Source organism: Rhodomicrobium udaipurense JA643 (genome assembly GCF_000636015.1).
GTDB lineage: Bacteria > Pseudomonadota > Alphaproteobacteria > Rhizobiales > Rhodomicrobiaceae > Rhodomicrobium > Rhodomicrobium udaipurense.
Genome location: NZ_JFZJ01000220.1, coordinates 1 through 2,074 on the forward strand (window position 1 = coordinate 1; position 2,074 = coordinate 2,074).

Below are 2,074 nucleotides of genomic sequence, written 5' to 3' on the forward strand. Positions count from 1 at the left end.
CTTCCAGGCAGTTGGGAAGCGGCGTCGCCGGGCGGCGATCCTCGCCTTCGATGAAGCGTTTCATTCCGACGCGCCGAAATCACTTGCAGAAGCCTGCATTCCACACGGCCTCGACCGGAAAGAGACATGCACCTCGGATCAGTGATGCGCTGACTATCAGCTCGGATAGATAGTTGAGCCCGAGTTTGATGTTCGACTGCAAAGCCAGCGGAAGAACGCGAACAGATTTGAAACCAATTGCAGGTTACTGTGCGTCCGATTTCAGAAACAATATCTGGGGCAAGCGGCCCGATCCTTCCGGGCGCACAGGCGACTACCCGAAAAAAGGCAAGTGGCGGGCAAGCGAGGAATGTGATGACGACAGGTGATACATTCAAAACGATAGCATTCGACGACGGCAGCTATGCAGTGGTGTCCGTCGACGCAGGCGATCCGAGGAAGTTTGAAGTGGTAGCAACATTCTTCGACCTTGATCGTGCGCGCGACTATGCCGCAAAGGAAAGCAGCAAGCCTGCGGCCAAATCCCCGGCGCGCGCCGAAGCGAGGGCGGAGCCGAGGCGGTCTTCCGCCAATCAGGAGGCACCCGCCAGCGCGGTCAGTGCGGCGAGCGACGCAACCTCAGATCTGAGCGAGCGCCAGGCTGCAGTTTTGAAAACGCTGCGCAGTCGCAGGAATGAAAACAACGAAGTCGAAATGCGGGCGGCTTCCCTCGCCAGCGCGGCCAAGATCCCCCTCGGATCGCTACATTCGGTTCTTCAGTCGCTCGAAAAGAAGAACTTCATCAAGACGGCCCGCACTGGTTCGGCCAAGGCACCCGCCATCTATGAAGTTTTGGAAGGCTGATTTCCGCAGGCAAATCAATCCTGGAAAAAGAAAACAATCCCGAGGGCAAATCAAAGCTGGAAAGATGTCTTTCCTGGCTTATTACAGGATTGCCTCTTCGGGACTTCGAATCTTTCCCACTTAAGCATGGATTCGCGTGCAATCACGTCGAGCATGATATTGTCGATGCGCTTCTGACGAATGCGTTCAGCTTCGTCGGAATCTTCCGCTGCAATGTATTTAGTCCAAAAATGGATAGGCGTTCCCTCACCTTCAGAAAAGACATCATCAACTCCCGCCAAACACGCTTTAGGTTGAGGACAAGCAAAGCTACGCGCTCTGATTAATTAATATGCACCAGAGAACCGCATCGGAAACTCATATGCAATATATCTTTTTGCATATCCACCCTTAGCGAATCTTAAAACGCGTTTGTGATTTCGACTCATGTATCGCTTTCCTCGCCACGCTTGAGTTTGCTGCCGCGCCGCGGCGCTTTTCGCTGGCGATGATCTCTTTGCAGCCGCACCCTTCGCTTTCTTCACCGGTAGCGGCTCTGCCTTCCCGACGAGTTCCTTTGGAGGAAGGTAGCTGTCGCGTTCTTCCTCGGCATGGGCAGGAAACTGGGCAAAACAACTGAGCAATGCCGACAGCATGGCAGCTTTCAGACGAACGAAACGCATGACACCTCACAGCCGCAATGCGAAGACGGCCCCAAGCAAACGGAGCGACTCACTTGGCCATGTTACGGCTTTCTGACGCTTCGGCGCGTCAAATCCACGGCGGCGGTTAGTTTTGAATCAAGACGTATGAAGCAATTCGTCGGATGTCTTGAGCTGTGCTCTGCGCGCCGTCGCGCCCCGAGGTTCTCGGCGAGGTGAACGGTGGCAGTTTGCAAGCGAACAGGGAGCCGCCTGCCCTACCCCCACAATGCAGCGGGCAGTCCGTCGATGACGCTGCCCTCGAAAGCGAGGCCGGGGTCGCGGTCGCGCGCCAGCAGTAGCGGACCGTCGAGGTCGACATAGTCCGCGGCATTGGCGAGAAGCAGCGCGGGCGCCATCGCGAGCGACGTGCCGACCATACAGCCGACCATGATCGACAATCCCCGCGCGAGTGCTTCGCGCTTGAGTTCCAGCGCGGCGGTCAGGCCACCCGTCTTGTCGAGCTTGATGTTGATCGCCTGGTAGCGCGCCGCGATCTGGTCGAGGTCTGCGGCCGTGTGAATGCTTTCGTCGGCGCAGAAGCGGATGGC

At 56.9% G+C, this 2,074-nt stretch carries 4 protein-coding genes; 1 reads left to right on the forward strand and 3 read right to left on the reverse strand.

Annotation, left to right across the window (positions count from 1 at the left end; genetic code table 11):
- The first annotated feature begins 354 nt into the window (after nt 1-354).
- On the forward strand, nt 355-843 hold the full coding sequence (locus T281_RS16945) for a hypothetical protein (RefSeq protein WP_037242380.1): 489 nt from the start codon (nt 355-357) through the stop codon (nt 841-843).
- A 50-nt stretch (nt 844-893) separates the two neighbouring features.
- Here the strand turns inward: T281_RS16945 and T281_RS19235 are convergent, their stop codons facing one another.
- From T281_RS19235 to T281_RS16955, 3 genes are all read right to left on the reverse strand, one after another.
- Entirely contained in the window at nt 894-1,124 is a 231-nt protein-coding gene (locus tag T281_RS19235; RefSeq protein ID WP_037242382.1) for a hypothetical protein, read from the reverse strand.
- A gap of 45 nt (nt 1,125-1,169) precedes the next feature.
- Nucleotides 1,170-1,505, reverse strand: coding sequence for a hypothetical protein (locus T281_RS19005; RefSeq protein WP_155955330.1), 336 nt, complete (start codon nt 1,503-1,505; stop codon nt 1,170-1,172).
- Nucleotides 1,506-1,741: 236 nt separating this feature from the next.
- Nucleotides 1,742-2,074: enolase C-terminal domain-like protein (locus T281_RS16955; protein ID WP_037242385.1), on the reverse strand; the 333-nt coding region annotated here is incomplete at its 5' end.

Bases quoted from the DNA above. Each gene is read 5' to 3' on its own strand.
- T281_RS16945 (WP_037242380.1), top strand. From the start codon at position 355: ATGACGACAGGTGATACATTCAAAACGATAGCATTCGACGACGGCAGC.
- T281_RS19005 (WP_155955330.1), bottom strand. From the start codon at position 1,505: ATGCGTTTCGTTCGTCTGAAAGCTGCCATGCTGTCGGCATTGCTCAGT.